The sequence below is a fragment of the Streptomyces sp. NPDC001219 genome, from assembly GCF_053597915.1.
Window position 1 is genome coordinate 1 of record NZ_JBSFJF010000162.1, and the last position, 1,208, is coordinate 1,208.

Here is a 1,208-nt window from a genome sequence, read left to right on the forward strand (position 1 = left end):
CCTCCTCGCCCTCACCGGACTCAACCCCACCACCCTCCACAAAGCCGCAAACACCCTGCCACCCCTCCTACACGACCTCACCCCCACCACCCACCGCACAACTCCCCCAACCAGCCGCCCCACCAACCAGGACACAAACCCCCCACTCACCCAACACCTCAGCACCCTGCCTCACGAAGAACGCGAACAAGCCCTCCTCAACCTCATACGCACCCAAGTAGCCACAGTCCTCGGACACACCGACACCAACACCATCGACCCCACACACGCCTTCCAAGACATGGGCTTCGACTCACTCACCGCCATCGAACTACGCAACCACCTCAACAACACCACCGGCCTACGACTCCCCACCACCCTCGTCTTCGACCACCCCAACCCCACCGCCCTCGCCACACACCTGGCCTCCGAGCTGTTCGGCATGGAGGAATCCGGGGCCGTCGCCGTCACCGCGGACTCCGCGTCCATGGAGCCGATCGCGATCGTGGGTATGGCGTGCCGTTACCCGGGCGGGGTGTCCTCTCCCGAGGACCTGTGGGACCTGGTCGCCAACGGTGTCGATGCCGTCAGCGAGTTCCCCTCCAACCGCGGCTGGGACATCGAGAAGCTGTACGACCCGGACCCGGACCGGACCGGCACGTCATACGTCCGCGAAGGCGGCTTCCTGCACGACGCGGACCTGTTCGACCGCGAGTTCTTCGGCATGTCACCACGCGAGGCAACCGCGACCGACCCACAGCAACGCCTGCTGCTGGAGACCGCCTGGGAAACGCTGGAGAACGCGGGCATCGTCCCCGCCGAACTGCGCGGCAGCCGCACCGGTGTCTTCGCCGGCGTGATGTACCACGACTACGCCACGGCCACGGGGGCCATTCCGGAGGAGCTGGAGGGCTATCTCGCCGCAGGCAGCGCGGGCAGCGTCGCCTCCGGCCGCCTGTCGTACACCTTGGGTTTCGAAGGTCCGGCGATCACGGTCGACACGGCCTGCTCCTCCTCGCTGGTGGCACTGCACATGGCCGCGGGCGCACTGCGCAACGGCGAGTGCGACCTCGCACTCGCCGGCGGTGCCACGGTCATGGCCACACCCACCACCTTCGTGGAGTTCTCCCGGCAGCGTGGTCTGTCGGCCGACGGCCGCTGCAAGTCCTTCTCCGACGACGCCGACGGCACCGGCTGGTCCGAAGGAGTCGGCCTGCTCCTGGTCGAAC

1 protein-coding gene is annotated in these 1,208 nt (G+C 67.5%); it reads left to right on the forward strand.

Going from position 1 to position 1,208, the window contains the following annotated elements:
* Positions 1-1,208, forward strand: a 1,208-nt coding sequence (locus tag ACWC9R_RS37065; RefSeq protein WP_450738283.1) for a beta-ketoacyl synthase N-terminal-like domain-containing protein, incomplete at both ends; no start/stop codon positions are given.